Annotated in this window: 17 protein-coding genes and 2 pseudogenes; 8 read left to right on the top strand and 11 right to left on the bottom strand. The window is 60.2% G+C overall.

Annotated elements, in window-relative coordinates; all coding sequences use genetic code 11:
• Entirely contained in the window at positions 1-438 is a 438-nt protein-coding gene (locus JH25_RS06335) for a multidrug/biocide efflux PACE transporter (RefSeq protein WP_005790692.1), read from the bottom strand.
• 87 nt (positions 439-525) lie between these two features.
• On the opposite strand from JH25_RS06335, the gene JH25_RS06340 reads away from it, so the two are divergent.
• A complete protein-coding gene (locus JH25_RS06340; RefSeq protein ID WP_032879795.1) occupies positions 526-1,380 on the top strand; it encodes a LysR family transcriptional regulator in 855 nt (284 codons plus the stop codon).
• 21 nt (positions 1,381-1,401) lie between these two features.
• Here the strand turns inward: JH25_RS06340 and JH25_RS06345 are convergent, their stop codons facing one another.
• From JH25_RS06345 to JH25_RS06355, 3 genes are read right to left on the bottom strand one after another with little or no spacing between them, the layout of a single operon-like run.
• On the bottom strand, positions 1,402-2,631 hold the full coding sequence (locus tag JH25_RS06345; protein ID WP_032879794.1) for an RNA polymerase sigma factor: 1,230 nt from the start codon (positions 2,629-2,631) through the stop codon (positions 1,402-1,404).
• On the bottom strand, positions 2,628-2,978 hold the full coding sequence (locus JH25_RS06350; protein ID WP_032879793.1) for a YciI family protein: 351 nt from the start codon (positions 2,976-2,978) through the stop codon (positions 2,628-2,630). Before JH25_RS06350 ends, JH25_RS06345 begins: the two co-directional genes overlap by 4 nt.
• A 42-nt stretch (positions 2,979-3,020) precedes the next feature.
• On the bottom strand, positions 3,021-3,440 hold the full coding sequence (locus JH25_RS06355) for a YybH family protein (RefSeq protein ID WP_032879792.1): 420 nt from the start codon (positions 3,438-3,440) through the stop codon (positions 3,021-3,023).
• A 145-nt stretch (positions 3,441-3,585) separates the two neighbouring features.
• Between JH25_RS06355 and JH25_RS06360 the strand changes: the two genes are divergently transcribed.
• Positions 3,586-4,077: a GNAT family N-acetyltransferase gene (locus JH25_RS06360; RefSeq protein WP_032879790.1), complete on the top strand. Its 492-nt coding sequence runs from the start codon at positions 3,586-3,588 to the stop codon at positions 4,075-4,077.
• 66 nt (positions 4,078-4,143) lie between these two features.
• On the opposite strand, the gene JH25_RS06365 is transcribed toward JH25_RS06360, so the two are convergent.
• On the bottom strand, positions 4,144-4,626 hold the full coding sequence (locus JH25_RS06365) for a GyrI-like domain-containing protein (protein ID WP_032879788.1): 483 nt from the start codon (positions 4,624-4,626) through the stop codon (positions 4,144-4,146).
• A gap of 196 nt (positions 4,627-4,822) precedes the next feature.
• Between JH25_RS06365 and alaC the strand changes: the two genes are divergently transcribed.
• The gene (gene alaC / locus JH25_RS06370; protein ID WP_032879786.1) at positions 4,823-6,040 is read left to right on the top strand and encodes an alanine transaminase; all 1,218 of its coding nucleotides are present in this window, start codon (positions 4,823-4,825) and stop codon (positions 6,038-6,040) included.
• A gap of 138 nt (positions 6,041-6,178) precedes the next feature.
• On the opposite strand, the gene JH25_RS06375 is transcribed toward alaC, so the two are convergent.
• Together JH25_RS06375 and JH25_RS06380 are read right to left on the bottom strand one after the other, a co-directional pair.
• Positions 6,179-7,531 carry a GntP family permease gene (locus tag JH25_RS06375; protein WP_005790708.1) on the bottom strand — a complete coding sequence of 451 codons (1,353 nt, stop codon included), beginning with the start codon at positions 7,529-7,531 and terminating at the stop codon, positions 6,179-6,181.
• Positions 7,532-7,615: 84 nt separating this feature from the next.
• Positions 7,616-8,149, bottom strand: coding sequence for a gluconokinase (locus tag JH25_RS06380; protein ID WP_032879784.1), 534 nt, complete (start codon positions 8,147-8,149; stop codon positions 7,616-7,618).
• A 212-nt stretch (positions 8,150-8,361) separates the two neighbouring features.
• Here JH25_RS06380 and JH25_RS06385 point away from each other — a divergent pair, with 212 nt between their 5' ends.
• The 5 genes from JH25_RS06385 to JH25_RS06405 all read left to right on the top strand — a co-directional run bounded on the left by JH25_RS06385 (position 8,362) and on the right by JH25_RS06405 (position 13,188).
• Entirely contained in the window at positions 8,362-9,393 is a 1,032-nt protein-coding gene (locus JH25_RS06385) for a LacI family DNA-binding transcriptional regulator (protein ID WP_164699564.1), read from the top strand.
• Between the two features lie 358 nt (positions 9,394-9,751).
• A complete protein-coding gene (locus JH25_RS06390; protein ID WP_032879782.1) occupies positions 9,752-10,384 on the top strand; it encodes a glutathione S-transferase family protein in 633 nt (210 codons plus the stop codon).
• A gap of 15 nt (positions 10,385-10,399) precedes the next feature.
• A complete protein-coding gene (locus JH25_RS06395; protein ID WP_032879781.1) occupies positions 10,400-11,137 on the top strand; it encodes an NAD-dependent epimerase/dehydratase family protein in 738 nt (245 codons plus the stop codon).
• 9 nt (positions 11,138-11,146) lie between these two features.
• Positions 11,147-12,556, top strand: a complete 1,410-nt coding sequence (locus JH25_RS06400; RefSeq protein WP_032879780.1) for an MFS transporter — start codon at positions 11,147-11,149, stop codon at positions 12,554-12,556.
• Positions 12,557-12,690: 134 nt separating this feature from the next.
• Complete coding sequence (locus JH25_RS06405; RefSeq protein WP_032879779.1) at positions 12,691-13,188, top strand: hypothetical protein; 498 nt, start codon at positions 12,691-12,693, stop codon at positions 13,186-13,188.
• A 146-nt stretch (positions 13,189-13,334) separates the two neighbouring features.
• Here JH25_RS06405 and JH25_RS29440 read toward each other — a convergent pair.
• From JH25_RS29440 to JH25_RS06420, 4 genes and pseudogenes are all read right to left on the bottom strand, one after another.
• A pseudogene (locus JH25_RS29440) lies at positions 13,335-13,760 on the bottom strand (methyl-accepting chemotaxis protein); the annotation flags it as partial.
• A 117-nt stretch (positions 13,761-13,877) separates the two neighbouring features.
• Positions 13,878-14,654 (bottom strand): annotated as a pseudogene (locus tag JH25_RS29435) (PAS domain-containing protein); the annotation flags it as partial.
• Positions 14,655-14,890: 236 nt separating this feature from the next.
• Complete coding sequence (locus JH25_RS06415; protein WP_078822145.1) at positions 14,891-15,832, bottom strand: aliphatic sulfonate ABC transporter substrate-binding protein; 942 nt, start codon at positions 15,830-15,832, stop codon at positions 14,891-14,893.
• Between the two features lie 62 nt (positions 15,833-15,894).
• A complete protein-coding gene (locus tag JH25_RS06420; protein WP_032879778.1) occupies positions 15,895-16,404 on the bottom strand; it encodes a sigma-70 family RNA polymerase sigma factor in 510 nt (169 codons plus the stop codon).
• Between the last annotated feature and the right edge of the window lie 7 nt (positions 16,405-16,411).

Here is a 16,411-nt window from a genome sequence, read left to right as displayed (position 1 = left end):
CTACAGGGCTACTGGGGTTTTACCGACGATTTTCTCGCGCAACACGTCATAACCCCAGTGGTACACATAGGTGTACGGCAGGAAGAACAGCAGCACACCAATGTCGAGGATGAACGCCTCCAACAGGCTGATCTTCATCAAGGTCGCAATCAACGGCACTGCCAGCAGGATCAGGCCGCCCTCGAACAACAGCGCGTGCAGCACCCGGGTCCAGCCACTGTTGGCCAGTTGCAGGTGTGTTTTGAGGCGGTCGAACAGGCTGTTGAAAACCACGTTCCAGCTCAGGGCCAGCAGGCTGATGCCCAGGGTCACTGCGCCCATCTCCAGTGCCGGCCTGCCGGTGATCCACACCAACAGCGGCGTACAGATCAACAAGGCCAAGCCTTCAAAACCCAGGGCTTGGAAAACACGTTCAGTAATCGACTTGGTAGGGTTCATGACCCGGCTCCGTGAATGACGATGGTTGCCATGATCAGGCTTTGTCTCGATACTTCATAACCAATAACCATCGAGCAAGGCGATAGTATGGCCTCCCACGAAGTGCTCCAGGCGTTTGTCCAGGCCGCTACCCAAGGCTCGTTTTCCGCCGCTGCGCGCAAGCTGGGCAAAAGCCAGTCGACTGTCAGCGCGGCGGTGGCCAGCCTTGAGATTGACCTGAACGTTGTGCTGTTTGATCGCAGCAGCCGCAAACCCACCTTGACTGCGGCGGGGCAGGTACTGCTGCAACGGGCCGAACAGGTGCTGGAGGCCAGCAGTCGCCTGGAGTTGGCCGCCAGTCAGTTATCCCAGGGGTTGGAGCCGAAGTTGAGTATCGCCATGTCCGATACTTACCAATCGGATCGATTCGAAATCGCCCTCACAGCCTTCGAGCAACGCTATCCGGACCTTGAGCTGGAATGCCTGATCGCCGAATGCGAAGACCTGATCGCGCTGGTACAAAGCGGCCGGGCACAGATTGCGTTTATCGAGAAACAAGAGATTTACCCGCCGGATCTGACCTTCTCCTGCGTGGAAGAACGCACGGAAATCGCGCTGTTCGTTTCGCCTAAACACCCATTGGCTGGCCTGGACAGGGTGCTTGCGCACGTCTTGCAGCAACACCGGGAACTGCGCTTGGCAAGCATCATCAACCCCAATGAAAACCGCAGCACTCAGCGTGTGTGGTCGGCACCGAGTTACCTGATGTTGATGGAGATGGCGCAACTGGGTTTTGGCTGGGCACCGATTCCACGCTGGCTGGTGGAACGTTTTGGCGGCAATCAGTTGGTCGAACTCAAGGTTCGCAGTTGGCCGCGCTCGGTGGCGGTGGATGCGTTGTGGTCACGCCAACACCCACCGGGGCCTGCTGGGAGTTGGTTGCTGGGCAAGATGCTCGACTGAGCCCCTCCCACATTTGGATAGTCATTGTCTGGGGGGATTGAGTTCGGCGAGGCGGCGCATGATGAAGCGCTTTTCCGGGACTTGTTGGGTCAGCGACAGAGCTTTTTCGTACGCTGCACGGGCCTCTTCAAGCCGTCCCAACTGCCGGCAAAACTCCCCGCGGGCCGAATGCGCCAAGTGGTAATCGTGCAAGTCACCGCGTTGCAAAATGCCCTCCACCAGCGCCAACCCCACCAATGGCCCCTGCTCCATCGCCACCGCAACTGCCCGGTTCAATTCGATCACCGGCGAGGGTACCGCTCTGAGCAGTACATCGTAGAACCCGATAATCTGTCGCCAATCGGTTTCCCCGGCGCAGGCAGCCTCGGCGTGCACCGCCGCAATCGCCGCCTGCAAGCAATACGGCCCGAAGCACCGGGTGCTCAGCGCCTGCTCCACCAAGTTGCAGCCTTCAGCTATCAACGATGTATCCCACAGCCCACGGTCCTGAGCATCCAGCAGCACCAGTTCGCCGTTGGCCGAGGTGCGTGCGGGCCTTCGCGACTCATGCAACAGCATCAACGCCAACAAGCCCATGACCTCCGGCTCCGGCAGCAATTGCATCAGCAAACGGCACAGGCGAATGGCCTCCAGGGTCAAGTCTTCGCACGTCAGGTCCGCCCCAGTGGAGGCCGTGTAGCCCTCGTTGAACACCAGGTAAATCACGCGCAACACGCTATCCAATCGCTCGGGCAATTCGGCTCGGGACGGCACTTGGTAAGGAATTTTCGCATCGCGGATCTTGCCCTTGGCGCGCACGATGCGCTGGGCGATGGTGGCAGGTGTGGCCAGGAACGCGTGGGCGATTTGCTCGGTGCTGAGGTCGCAGATCTCACGCAGGGTCAGCGCGGCCTGGGCATCAGGGGCCAGCGCCGGATGGCAGCAGGTGAAGATCAGGCGCAGGCGGTCATCTTCCACGTCGTCATCGCTCCAGTCAGCTGCCTGCAGCGTGTCGGCCTGCTCTTGCAGCAACGGGGTAAACCGCGCCTGGCGGCGCAGGCGGTCGATGGCTTTGAAGCGGCCGGTCGATACCAGCCAGGCCCGTGGGTTATCCGGTATGCCGTCCTCGGGCCAGCGCTGCACGGCGACAAAAAACGCCTCGTGCAGCGCCTCCTCGGCCAGGTCGAAATCACCCAGCACGCGAATCAGCGTGGCAAGCACACGCCGTGACTCGCTGCGGTAAATGGCTTCGACCTGACCACTGAGCGTCATTGCGGCAGGTTCAGTTCGCGCACCGGGCGCACTTCCACACTGCCGACCCGGGCCGCCGGAATGCCACCCGCCACCTGGATCGCTTCGTTAAGGTCCCTGGCGTCGATCAGGTAGAACCCGGCGAGCTGCTCTTTGGTTTCGGCAAACGGCCCGTCGGTGATCGACACCTTGCCATCGCGCATGCGCACGGTGGTGGCGGTATTCACAGGTTGCAGCGGCTCGGCGGCCAGCATTCGTCCGCTGGCCTGGATCGCTTCGGCGTAAGCAAAACACTCCGAGTCGTGCGGGCTGTCGGCCGAGGTGTGCAACACCTGTTCGTCGCTGTAGATCAGGCACAGGTATTTCATAGCGTTCTCCGTGTTCGGATGACTGACTATAGTTCGCGGCGCTCAGGGTTCCAGGTCAAACAGCGCCGTGCCGCTTTGCATATCAAAGGGCGCCGACCAGTGTTCATGCACCACTTTCCATTGGCCATTGATGCGCTGGTACCCAGCGGTCACGCGCATCCAGCAGGCTTTCACCTCACCATCGGGCCCGGCACCGCCGCAGTGGGCCAGCCAGTGAGCGAACGCGCTGTCTGGCGCTTGGACGATATGCAGTTCATGAAACTCGAAGATACCGGGGCCGGGGCAATGCTTCATGCATTCTTCCCAGTGCGCGCGGTAGGCCGCCCTGCCTTTGAATTGCAAAGCGGTTACGGCATCGAACGAGACGATATCGTCGGCGTAAAAGCTGACAATCTTGTCGATATCGCGACTGACGACGGCTTGTTTCCATTGCTCGATCAGGTGGTTGATGGCAGTGCTCATGGCGATGACTCCTTGGGGTGGAAAATCACGTAGGACACTCTTAGTCGAATGGCCTTCGTGCCAATCGACACACCACGGAAAAATAATTTCCCATAGGTCAAACCCGATAAACTGAGCCCTTCTTTGCAGCCGTTCGGATAGCCCGATGCAAACCCGCCTTGTTGCCTACGAGGCGCTCAATGCTGTGCAACAACAGCAAGTGGGCGCCATCGAAGTTCATCCTGAACAATTGCCGTTTAGCGGAGATATCTACTGCGCCCTTAATACCTTGCTGGCCAACCCAAGCCCTGGGGTCAAAGGCTTTGCGTTTTTGGCAGACGACATTCCCGTGGCCTTCCTGCTGCTCAAGCGCCCCCCCTGCCTGCCCCATTGGGCCGATGAACACAGCGCCACGCTGCATGCGTTGCAGGTGGATCGCAGTCAGCAGGGGCTTGGGTTCGGCAAGGCGTGTTTACAGGCACTACCGGCCATCGCGCTCGCGGCATGGCCGCAGATCAAAGGGTTGGAGTTGTCTGTGGACACGCACAACCTGGCGGCGATGGGGCTGTATCTCGGGGCGGGATGGGTGGACAGCGGCGAGGCCTACAAGGGACGGGTCGGGTATGAGCGCCGGTTGCGCTGGATATTCAGTTCATAACGGTAATGTCACGTAAACAGGACTTTCACGCGCGCCTGTCGTGTTTACGTGACATCGAATGCGGAGTCAGCCCCGCTCTCCAACCGGTAGCCAGATTTCCACCGTCCCCGTGCCCTTCCTCCCATCGAAATCTGCGCTATAGCGCTCGAAATCCGCCCCCATCACCTTGTAGCCCGAATGCGGCAGCCATTCGAACATGATGCGTTCGTAGGTTTGCTCAAGTGCCTGCACCGGCCCGTAATGGGGGAACACGGCATAGTTGAGCGGGGGGATTTCGATGAACTCGAAGTTGCTGGGCACGTCGCCCTTGGTCGGGACTTCAACCCCCGCCATGTAATCGAATTCGCCGTGGTGGGGGTTGTAGCAAACCCCGTACGTCACGCCGCCGACGCGCGTTTTGATGTCTTTAATGCACGTGTCAAACAGCTCCCATAACTTGGGGATATCGCCTACGGTGGCCTTCGAATAACGCCCTTGCACACCGGCGATCACCAGCGCTTTGCCGGCTTCCATGCGTGGCTCCAACGGTTGTTTTGTCTGCTGATCCATACGAACAGTCTCCTTCTTATGAGGGAACAAACCCGCATCGAGTATAGGGGCATATCCGCGCCACACTCCATGTAGAAATTTTTCCTACGCATCTGGACAACTTGCCATCATCGCCCGTATTGTCTGCTTCGCAGGCCACCGCAGTGGCCGACGTCGCTCGGACGGTTCCGGGCGCTTACGTACTCTCGAGGCAACAATGGCCGACCAAGGTTCGCCGCGCCGCTTTGCGCGCATAGATCGACTCCCCCCTTACGTTTTCAATATCACTGCCGAGCTGAAGATGGCTGCGCGTCGGCGCGGCGAAGACATCATCGACTTGAGCATGGGTAACCCCGACGGCGCCACGCCACCGCACATTGTGGAAAAAATGGTCACCGTCGCCCAGCGTGAAGACACCCACGGCTACTCCACCTCCAAAGGCATCCCGCGCCTGCGCCGGGCGATTTCGCGCTGGTACAAGGACCGTTATGAAGTGGATATCGACCCCGAGTCGGAAGCCATCGTCACCATCGGTTCCAAAGAGGGTCTGGCGCACCTGATGCTGGCCACCCTGGACCAGGGCGACACCGTGCTGGTGCCCAACCCCAGCTACCCGATTCATATCTACGGTGCGGTGATTGCCGGTGCCCAGGTACGTTCGGTGCCGCTGGTGCCGGGCGTGGACTTTTTCGCCGAGCTGGAACGGGCGATTCGTGGCTCGATCCCCAAGCCGAAGATGATGATCCTCGGTTTCCCGTCCAACCCCACCGCGCAGTGCGTGGAGCTGGATTTCTTCGAGCGAGTGATCGCCCTGGCCAAGCAATACGACGTGCTGGTGGTGCACGACCTGGCCTACGCCGATATCGTCTACGACGGCTGGAAAGCCCCCTCGATCATGCAGGTACCCGGCGCCAAGGACATCGCGGTGGAGTTTTTTACCCTGTCCAAGAGCTACAACATGGCCGGCTGGCGCATCGGGTTCATGGTGGGCAACCCCGAACTGGTCAACGCCCTGGCGCGGATCAAGAGCTACCACGACTACGGCACGTTCACACCGCTGCAAGTCGCAGCGATTGCTGCGCTGGAAGGCGATCAGCAGTGCGTCAAAGACATCGCCGAGCAGTACCGCCAACGCCGCAACGTGCTGGTCAAGGGCTTGCATGAGCTGGGCTGGATGGTGGAGAACCCCAAGGCGTCGATGTACGTCTGGGCAAAAATCCCCGAACAGTATGCCGCCATGGGCTCGCTGGAATTTGCCAAGAAGTTGCTGCTGGAGGCGAAGGTGTGTGTGTCGCCGGGGATTGGTTTTGGCGAGTATGGCGATGATCACGTACGCTTTGCGCTGATCGAAAACCAGGACCGGATCCGCCAGGCGGTGCGCGGGATTCGCGGGATGTTCAGGGCCGATGGGCTAGTACCCAAAGCCAGCGTCTAACTCGGTCAAAATGTGGGAGGGGGCTTGCTCCCGATAGCAGTGGTTCAGTCGATACATCTGGTGACTGATCCACCGCCATCGGGAGCAAGCCCCCTCCCACATTTGATTGGGTTTTCACCCCAGACTGTGCGGTGTGGCTTACACCACCAACGACAGCAACATGATGAAGATCAGAGCCACGATCGACAGGATGGTCTCCATCGCCGTCCAGGTCTTGAACGTCTCGGCCACGGTCATGTTGAAGTACTGCTTGACCAGCCAGAACCCCGCATCGTTGACGTGCGACAAGATCAACGAACCCGCGCCCGTCGCCAGCACCAGCAACTCGCGGTTGACGCCCGGAATCATGCCGACCACCGGCACCACAATGCCTGCACCGGTAATGGTCGCGACCGTCGCTGAACCGGTGGCGATACGAATCACCGCCGCCACCAGCCACGCCAGCAGGATCGGGTTGATCTGTGCGTTCACTGCCATATGACCGATCACATCACCCACGCCGCTGGTCACCAGCATCTGCTTGAAGCCACCACCGGCACCGATGATCAGGATGATCGCGGCGGTCGGCGCCAGGCTGGCGTCGAGCAGCTTGAGGATCTGCTTGGAATGGATGCCCTGGCGATGGCCAAAGGTGTAGAGCGACAGCAGCAACGCCAGCAGCAAGGCGGTGATCGGGTGACCGATCATGTCCATCCAGTTGCGCACCACGTTGCCTTCGGCAAAGGCGATGTCGGCAAAGGTTTTGAGCAGCATCAGGAACACCGGCAAGAGCACGGTGACCAGGGTGATGCCAAAGCTTGGCAGCGACTTGTTATCCGTCTCGCGGGCCAATTGATCGACCAGTTCCTGGGACGGGTTGCCCGGAATGTACTTGGCGATAAACGTACCGAAGATCGGGCCGGCGATGATGGCGGTTGGCAGTGCGACGATCAGGCCGTACAGAATGGTTTTGCCGATATCTGCGCCAAACACGCCGATCGCCAGCAGCGGGCCCGGGTGCGGTGGCACCAGGCCGTGTACCGCCGACAGGCCGGCGAGCAGCGGGATGCCGATCTTGATCAGCGACACGCCGGTACGCCGTGCCACGATAAACACCAGCGGGATCAGCAGCACAAAGCCGATCTCGAAGAACAGCGGGATGCCCACCAGGAACGCGGCAAACATCATGGCCCACTGGACCTTCTCTTTGCCGAAGGCGCGGATCAGGGTCTGGGCGATCTGATCGGCACCGCCGGATTCGGCCATCATCTTGCCAAGCATCGTGCCCAGCGCGAGGATGATGCCGACAAAGCCGAGCACGCCGCCGAAACCGTCCTGGAACGCCTTGATGATCTTGTCCACGGGCATGCCCGAGGTCAGGCCGAGGAAACCGGCCGCGATGATCAGTGCAATGAACGGGTGCACCTTGAACTTGGTGATCAGAACGATCAACCCGATGATAGTGACCACTGCATCTAGCAGCAGGTAAGACTCGTGGGACATGCCAAACATGGGGGGTCTCTCCTGTTTGTTGTTGTTATTAAAGCGGGTGTTGAATTTCCTGCCGGGGATAGCGCTATCTTTTCCGGCAAAAAATTAATGAGTTGGTTCAAAGCCGTGCTTAAGCCACCAGGCGTTGGTCTGCTCGGCCAGCTCCTCGACGCTGTCTTCACTGGCATTGAGGGCCAGGGTCAGCGGTTCGCCCTTGGGCGATTCGAGGGTGGCGAACTGGCTGTCGATCAGGCTTGCCGGCATGAAATGGCCGGGGCGGTGGGACACGCGGTCGGCGGCCACTTCGCGGGTCAGCTCCAGGAAGACAAAGCCCAGGCCCGGCGCGGCTTCGCGCAGGTGGTCGCGGTATTTCTTTTTCAGGGCTGAACAGGTGAGCACAGGATGCTCGCCCGCTGTGAGCGACCGGCGCAGTTCATCGCACAGGATGTCGAGCCAGCCGGCGCGATCGTCGTCGTTAAGGGGGTGGCCGGCGCTCATCTTTTCGATGTTGGCGGCGGGGTGAAAGCTGTCGCCTTCAATGGCAGTGGCGCCGTTCAGGCGGCACAGGGCTTCGCTGACGCTGGACTTGCCACAGCCGGAAACACCCATGATGACCAGGGCGGTAACAGGTTGACTCATGAAACACCTCAGGACGCAGATAGCGCTACCTTTGCACAGCATAAGGCTAGTGCAAAAACAGGCTTTTCCCGCGCCGACTTGTCATTTTTATGGAGTGACGCGTGCATCTGCTCCAATCATTCGAACCGGATCAGGCAACCCTAGGTTCAATAATTTGCAGCCCTTTGGAGACAGCGCTACCTTAGTGCCTCGATTTTTGTTTGGCAAGCCGCCTGATGACCTCCAAGAACGATAAAAATACCCGCACGACGGGCCGCCCTACCCTCAATGAAGTTGCACGCCTGGCCGGGGTCAGCCCAATCACCGCCTCCCGCGCCTTGCGCGGTATCAGCACCGTGGCCACCGAACTGGTGGAAAAAGTCCAGCAGGCCGCCGCCGAACTCAGCTACGTGGTCAACCCCGCCGCTCGCGCCCTGGCGTCGGCCCAGAGCCAATCGGTGGTGGTGCTGGTGCCGTCGCTGTCCAACTTGTTGTTTATCGAAACACTGGAAGCCATCCATCAGGTACTGCGGCCCAAGGGCTTTGAAGTGCTGATCGGCAACTCCCATTATTCGCGCGATGAAGAAGAAAACCTGTTGCGCAACTACATGTCTTACCAGCCACGGGGGTTGCTGTTGACCGGATTCGACCGCACCGAAAGCGCGCGACGAATGGTCGAGACCAGCAATGTGCCGTGCGTGTACATGATGGATCTGGACCCCAATGCCGGGGTGAACTGCGTGGGTTTCTCACAGTTGGCAGCAGGCGAGACGGCAGCGGCACATTTACTGTCCCGGGGGCGCAAGCGCCTGGCCTACATCGGCGCACAGTTGGATCAGCGCACGTTGTTGCGCGGTGAAGGTTTCCGCCGCGCCTTGCAGCAGGCGGGCATGTACGACCCAGCGCTGGAACTATTGACGCCACGGCCCTCTTCCGTGGGCCTGGGCGGCGAACTGTTCCTGCAATTGCTGGCAGCGCATCCGGATGTGGATGCGATCTTCTTCGGCAACGATGACCTGGCCCAGGGCGCACTGCTTGAAGCCATGCGTCACGGCATCAAGGTGCCGGAGCGTGTCGCGGTGCTGGGCTTCAACGACTTGCCCGCGTCGGCATTCATGGTGCCGCGCCTGAGCAGCATCAGCACGCCACGCGAGGCGATTGGTCGACGTGCGGCGGAGCATTTGCTGACGATCATGGCGGGCAACAAGATCGCCAAGCCGGTGGTGGATATGGGGTTTGAGTTGCAGGTGCGGGAGAGCACCTGACCCGCTCGTTCCCACGCTCTGCGTGGGAACGATCAGAAGTCTGCCTGTGTTAATGGCGGCTGTGCGTAGGGCACTTTCGGGTGCGCCGGCTTTGAGTGTCCACCGGTCTACTAACCTGCGTACAGCTGCCACCCTCATTTAACTCGCTGCTCGGCAAGGCCATGGACCAGCACACACCACGCTGCTGAGACCTTACTCGGTCCAAATGTGGGAGGGGGCTTGCTCCCGATTGCAGTGGGTCAGCTATCTGTAAGTTGACTGACCCACCGCTATCGGGAGCAAGCCCCCTCCCACATTTTTTAACCGTGCCCACTTTACCCCTGCTAGATTGACCACTTTCCATCGCCAGGGAAGCACCATGGGACATTCACTGAAAATCTTGGGCCGCACGTCCTCCATCAACGTGCGCAAAGTGTTGTGGACCTGCCAGGAACTGGGCATCGACTACGTGCGTGAAGACTGGGGCATCGGCTTCAAGCCCACCCAGTCCACCGAGTTCCTCGCTCTGAACCCCAACGCGCAGATACCTGTGCTGATCGACGACCACGGCGTGCTGTGGGAGTCCAACACCATCTGTCGCTACCTCGTCGGCCTGTACCAACGCCACGACCTGCTGCCTGTCGAGCCCGCCCCCCGGGCGCGTGTCGAGCAATGGATCGACTGGCAAGCCGTGGAACTCAATCGCGCCTGGAGCGACGCTTTCACCGCATTGGTACGCAACAACCCCGACGGCCTCGACGCGGCGCAAATCGCCGCCGCGGTGCAGCTATGGAACGACAAGATGGGCATTCTCGAACAGCAACTGACCAAGACCGGTGCCTATGTGGCCGGCGAGGAATTCACCCTCGCCGATATCTTGATCGGCCTCTCGGTACACCGCTGGCAGGCAACGCCCATGCAGCGTCCGCCCTACCCAGCCATTGCCGCCTACTATCAGCGGCTCAGCCAGCACGCCGGTTTCAAGACCTTCGCCCTCGACGGCCACAACTAAGCACAGGGACCCCACGTGAACGGACTCAACGTACTACTCACCGGCGCCTGCGGCAGAATCGGCAAGACATTTTTCCAGGCCTCGCAAGACCGCTACCGCTTCACGCTCACTGACCGCATCGCGCCGGATTTCGACCTGGGTGGACACCGTTTCGTACACGCCGACCTCAGCGATAAATCCAGCCTGGCGACCCTGCTCGAAGGCATCGACGTAATCGTGCACCTGTCGGGTATCCCCCACGCCAGTGCCTCATTCAACGAATTGCTGCCCAACAACATACTCGCTACCACCTACCTGTTCGAAGCTGCCGTGGCCGCCGGCGTGCAGCGCCTGGTATTTGCCAGCAGCGCGCAAACCATCGAAGGCTACCCGGTGGATCGCCAGATCACCCCCGGTATGCCGGTGATGCCCGCCAATATGTATGGCGTGAGCAAATGCTATGGCGAGGCGTTGTGTGGCTACTACGCAGCCAAGACGCCGCTGTCGACCATCGCCCTGCGCATCGGCGCTTTTGAATTCCCCGAAACCCACGACCTGAACAACGCCCGCGACCTCAGCGCGTGGCTCAGCCCGCGGGATGCCGTGCAACTGCTGCAACGCTCAGTGGAAACCGTCGGCGTGAAGCACCTGATCGCCCACGGCATCTCCAACAACCGCTTCAAGCGTCTGGATTTGAGCGAAACCACACGTGTGCTGGGCTACCAACCGCTGGATGATGCATTCCAGGTATTTGAAATCCCCATCACTTACTGAGTTTTCACCATGCCCGCCCAATCCACCACCGACGGTATCGACCCGCTCCGCGCCGCCCATATCAGCGCGCGCATCGATCGCCTGCCCGCCGTGTCCACCGTCTGGCGCCTGGTGGCGCTGCTGTCCATCGGTGGTTTTTTCGAGCTGTATGACCTGTTCCAGACCGCCTATATCAGCCCCGGCCTGATCAGCGACGGCATTTTTAATACCGGCAGCCAGGGCGTGTTTGGCTTCTCGGACCAGGCTGCGTTCGCCTCGGCAACCTTCCTCGGCCTGTTCCTCGGCGCCAGCCTGCTCAGCCCCATCGCCGACCGCTACGGGCGCCGGGCGATCTTCACCTTTGCATTGATCTGGTACACCGTCGCCACAGTGCTGATGGGTATTCAAACCTCCGCCCTGGGCATCATCTGCATGCGCTTTGTGGTGGGCATCGGCCTGGGCATCGAACTGGTGACTATCGATGCCTACCTCTCGGAACTGGTGCCCAAGCGCATGCGCAGTTCGGCGTTTGCCTTTGCGTTTTTCATTCAGTTTCTGTCGGTGCCCGCCGTGGCCTTGATGTCGTGGTGGCTGGTGCCCCAGGCGCCGTTCGGCATCTCCGGCTGGCGCTGGGTGGTGTTGAGCAGCGCGGTGTTTGCGCTGTTTATCTGGCAATTGCGCAAGCGCCTGCCTGAATCGCCGCGTTGGCTGGCACAGAAGGGCCGTTTCGAAGAAGCCGGTGCGATCATGGACAACCTGGAAACACGCTGCCTGAAAGATCACGGCAAGCCCTTGGATGAGCCGCAACCCGAAGCCGTCAGCGTTCAAGGCAGCGGCCGTTTTGCCGATATCTGGCAACCGCCCTACCGTCGCCGCGCCTTGATGCTGATTGTGTTCCATGTGTTCCAGGCCATCGGTTTTTTCGGCTTCGGCAATTGGTTGCCGGCGCTGCTGTCGGGCCAGGGTGTCAGCGTGACCCACAGCTTGATGTACGCCTTTATCATCACCCTCGCCTACCCGCTGGGGCCGTTGCTGTTTGTGAAGGTGGCCAACCGCTTTGAAAACAAATGGCAGATTGTCGGTTCCGCCATGGGCGCGGTGATTTTCGGTAGCCTGTTCGCCCTGCAAACCAGCGCACTGGGGCTGATTTTCTGCGGGGTGATGATCACCTTCTGCAATGCCTGGCTGAGTTTCAGTTATCACTCGTACCAGAGCGAATTGTTCACCACCAATATCCGCGCACGGGCCGTGGGGTTCTGCTATTCGTTCAGCCGCCTATCTACGGTGTTCAGCAGCCTGTTGATCGGCTTTATCCTCGAACACCTGGGCACGCCAGGGGTGTTGGCGTTTATCGCCAGCAGCATGCTGATCGTGATGATTACCATCAGCTGGTTCGGGCCGCGTACGCGTAACCTCGCGCTGGAAAATATCGCCCACTGACGGCAATGCTTGGCCGCCTGCGGCAGCATGCTTGCCGCGGCAGCCAAGCCATTCTCAGTAAACCTTGGGGTTTGCACACACGGCACGCTATTTGCTCCAGCTGTGGCACCGACCATTTGCACAGGTGACCGATCATGCTGGTTAACAACAATACCCAAGCCATGTCGACCGTCCAACAGATCAAGCGACCCGACATGGACCCCGCCAACGCCGCCGCCAGCGCGCTATACAGCGGCGCCCTGCAGACCGCGCAGCAGAACGTTACGGTACCGGTCGCGCAGAAGGCATTGGATAAGGCCGGCGATCGAATTGATGAGGCGTTCGCCAAGACTCGCGTGCAGTTGCAGGCCACAGCGTCGAACAGCAATGTGCCAGCGACCAGCGTCGCCGGCTCAGCCCGCAGTGAGTTCACCGATTACATGACCAAGACCCCGGCCGAGCGCATTCGCGATCAATTGCTCAAAGAACGGGGCCTGACCCTGGAGCAACTGAACGCCCTGCCGGTGGAAGAGCAAAACGCCTTTGCCAAGCAAGTGTCCGAGCGGCTTCAGCAGCAGCAACAGCAGCAGGTAGCAGCAAAGACGGTTGACCCACAGGCGCAGACGGTGAAAGAGACCCTGGCTGCTATCTAAGCTGCACAGTAGACCAATGTGGGAAGGGGCTTGCCCCTGATGGCATTGGGTCAGTCACCCAATGCAGTGACTGACACTCCGTCATCGGGGGCAAGCCCCCTCCCACATTTGGATCTCCTTTGACATGGGATCAGCAGAGTTTTCGACTATTGCAGTTGCAGCGTCGAATTGAACTGACTGATTGCATCCACCACATGCCGCGAGCCTTCCTGAATTTCAAGAATCACCTGCCCCGCTTCGTTGGCCAGTTCCACCCCAAGCCCCGTGCGGCTCAAGCTCGACTGCATGCTCGTCACCGCACTCAATGACAGGTCGTGGTTCTTGCGCACCACATCCACTATCTCCACCGTCGCCTGGCTGGTGCGGGCCGCGAGGCTGCGCACTTCATCGGCCACCACTGCGAACCCACGTCCATGCTCACCGGCTCGCGCCGCTTCAATCGCGGCGTTGAGCGCCAGCATATTGGTTTGTTCGGCAATGCTGCGGATGGTCTGCACGATGGCGCCGATGATGTCGGACTGTTTGTTGACCGCATCGATGCTGTGGGCAGCCTGGTTCAAGTCGCTGGAGATGGCCTCGATGATCTGTACCGTTTGCTGCACCACCTGCGAGCCCTTGCGGGCGCAGGCGTCGTTTTGTACGGAGGTGGCGTGGGCCGAATCAGCGGCGGTGCGCAGGGTGGTGACCTGGTCGGTGATGTCGCTGGCAAATTTCACCACTTTGTACAGGCGCCCATTGGTATCGAAGATCGGGTTGTAGGACGCCTCCAGAAACAAGGTCTTGCCGTATTTGTTTTTACGCTCGAAGCGATGGGAGTGGTATTCGCCGCGATTGAGGGAGGCCCAGAATGCCTTGTAGGCCGGCGACTCCACTTCACTGCGATGACAGAACATGCTGTGGTGCTGGCCGATGATTTCCTCCCGTGAGTACTGCACGGTGCGCAGGAAATTGTCGTTGGCATTCAGGATCTGGCCCTGGGGCGTGAACTCGATTACCGCCATGGAACGGCCAATGGCGTCGATCAGGCTCTGGTTTTCGTGTTCATGGTGCACCCGTGCAGAAATATCCGACGCCACTTTGATCACACTGCGTACCTGGTTGTCGCTGTCCAGCACCGGCATGTAGCTGGCTTCAAGCCATACCTCTTCACCGCGCTTGTTCAAACGCATGAAGGTGCCACTGAGCGCCTCGCCCCGCGCCAGGTCACGCCACAACTTGCTGTATTCGTCGGTGTGGGTGTAGGCCTCATCGCAGAAAATGCGGTGATGTTTACCGCGGATCTCATCGACGCTGTAACCCATGCTCTTGCAGAAATTTTCGTTGGCTTCGAGGATCACGCCTGTGCGATCAAACTCGATCATCGCCATGGAACGGCTGATGGCTGCGAGCTTGGCATTGGCTTCGGTGAGGGCACAGGAAAAACGCTGGATTTCTTGCAGGTCGGATTTGTGATGGCGGTTGAACATGGTCAGATCACCCTTGAGTCCCGGCGCCTGAACGGCGCATTCCATTCTTGTGTTGGTAAACCTTCACGGGGAAATAACCATTCAAAACGCTTTATAGGCCAAGCATCATTAACGGTCCTGGGTGAGCATAGACAGGGGTTGGCGCTATGCAAGGCCACTAATCAGCCAGCATTGCCAACCGGGCGCTGGCGGCGCGCACCCCATGTTCTGAAATGCGCTCAATCGATGAGAGGGGCTTATTCGGGCTTGAAGACAATCTGCTGCACGTCGACCTTTCTAGGGATCAGGCCGTTGGCAAAAAACAGGTCCGCCGTGCGCTGCTGATTGGCGACGTCGATCGTCTGCAACGGACGGATCGGCGCGGGCGAGCGGTGCTCGAAGTAGCTTTTGACCACCGCCGGTGGCAGGCCAAGGGTGCCGGCCATCAATGCGATGCTTTCATCGGGTTGGTCGAGTGATAGTCGCTGCGCCTTGCCGAGGGTCTGGATAATGGTGGCGATGGCCTGGGGATGTTGCTGGGCGAACGGGCCGTTGACCACAAAAAAACTGCCGGCAGGGTTAAGGCCCTGGCCATCACCCAGCACGCGAGCAGAGCCGTCGACTACGGCGGCCGAGTAGTACGGGTCCCAGACCACCCAGGCATCGACCTTGCCTTGTTCGAAGGCCGCACGGCCGTCAGAAGGCGACAGGTACACCACGTTCACGTCCTTCCATTGCAAACCGGCGCGCAGCAGGCTCTTGAGGAACAGGTTGTGTGCACTGGAGCCCTTGAGCAACGCCACGCGCTTGCCCTTGAGCTCCGCGACGTTCTGCACGGTGCTGGCCTTGGGCACCAGCACGGCTTCGGTCTTGCCGTCGTTGGGCTCGACGGCAAAGTACTGCAAGTCGATGCCTGCCGCCTGGGCAAAGATCGGCGGGATGTCGCCGATATTGCCGATGTCCAGGCTGCCGGCGTTGAGTGCCTCGATCAGCGGCGGGCCGCCGAGGAATTCGGTCCATTGCACCTGGGTGCCGGGCAGCGCAGCTTCGAAGAGCTTGTGCTCACGGGCGAGCACCATACTCACCGAGCTTTTCTGGTAGCCGATGCGCAGGGTGGGAGGTTCGGCGGCGAGCGCAGGCTGGGCCAGGACGGTGAGCGCCAGCAGCGAACCCCCTAGTAGTTTTTTCAGTTTTTTCATGGGTTGCCTCATGGTCGTGATCGTGAGCGGATTGGCCGTGTGCAGTGAGTCAGGCGTGGCGTTCATTCCAGGCACAACCGCAGGCGGCCGTTAAGGGCGCGGGCCATGTAATCACTGACCGAGCGCTGGGAAACTCCTAGTTCGGCCGCGATCGCGGGGTACGTCAGGCCATTGAGTCGGGACAACAGGAACGTCGCCCTGACCTTGGCCGGCAGGCCGTCGAGCCACTGGTCGACGGCCTGCAGCGCCTCGCACGTCTGGGCCAGGTTTTCGGGGGACGGCACGCTAAAGGCTTCATCGTTATCCAGGGCGTCGAGATAGGCGCGCTCCAGGTCACGTCGCCGCCACAGCTGATACATCAGGCGCTGGGCAATCGTGGTGAGCAAGGCGCGAGGCTGACGGATCGGGGCGACGTCGAGTGCGCTCAGGAGCTGGACAAAGGTGTCGGCGGCGATGTCTTCGGCATGTGCACGGGAATCGAGTTGACGATACAAGCGGCTGCACAACCAGGCGTAATGGCTGCGGAACAGTGCGCCCACGTAGGCGGGGTGAGAGGTGTCGGCGCCGGACATAGTGGCT

It is taken from the genome of Pseudomonas sp. BRG-100 (assembly GCF_000737955.1).
Classification (GTDB): Bacteria; Pseudomonadota; Gammaproteobacteria; order Pseudomonadales; family Pseudomonadaceae; genus Aquipseudomonas; species Aquipseudomonas synxantha_A.
The sequence above is the reverse complement of the archived record's forward strand: the minus strand, read 5'-3'. Positions and strand labels throughout refer to the sequence as shown.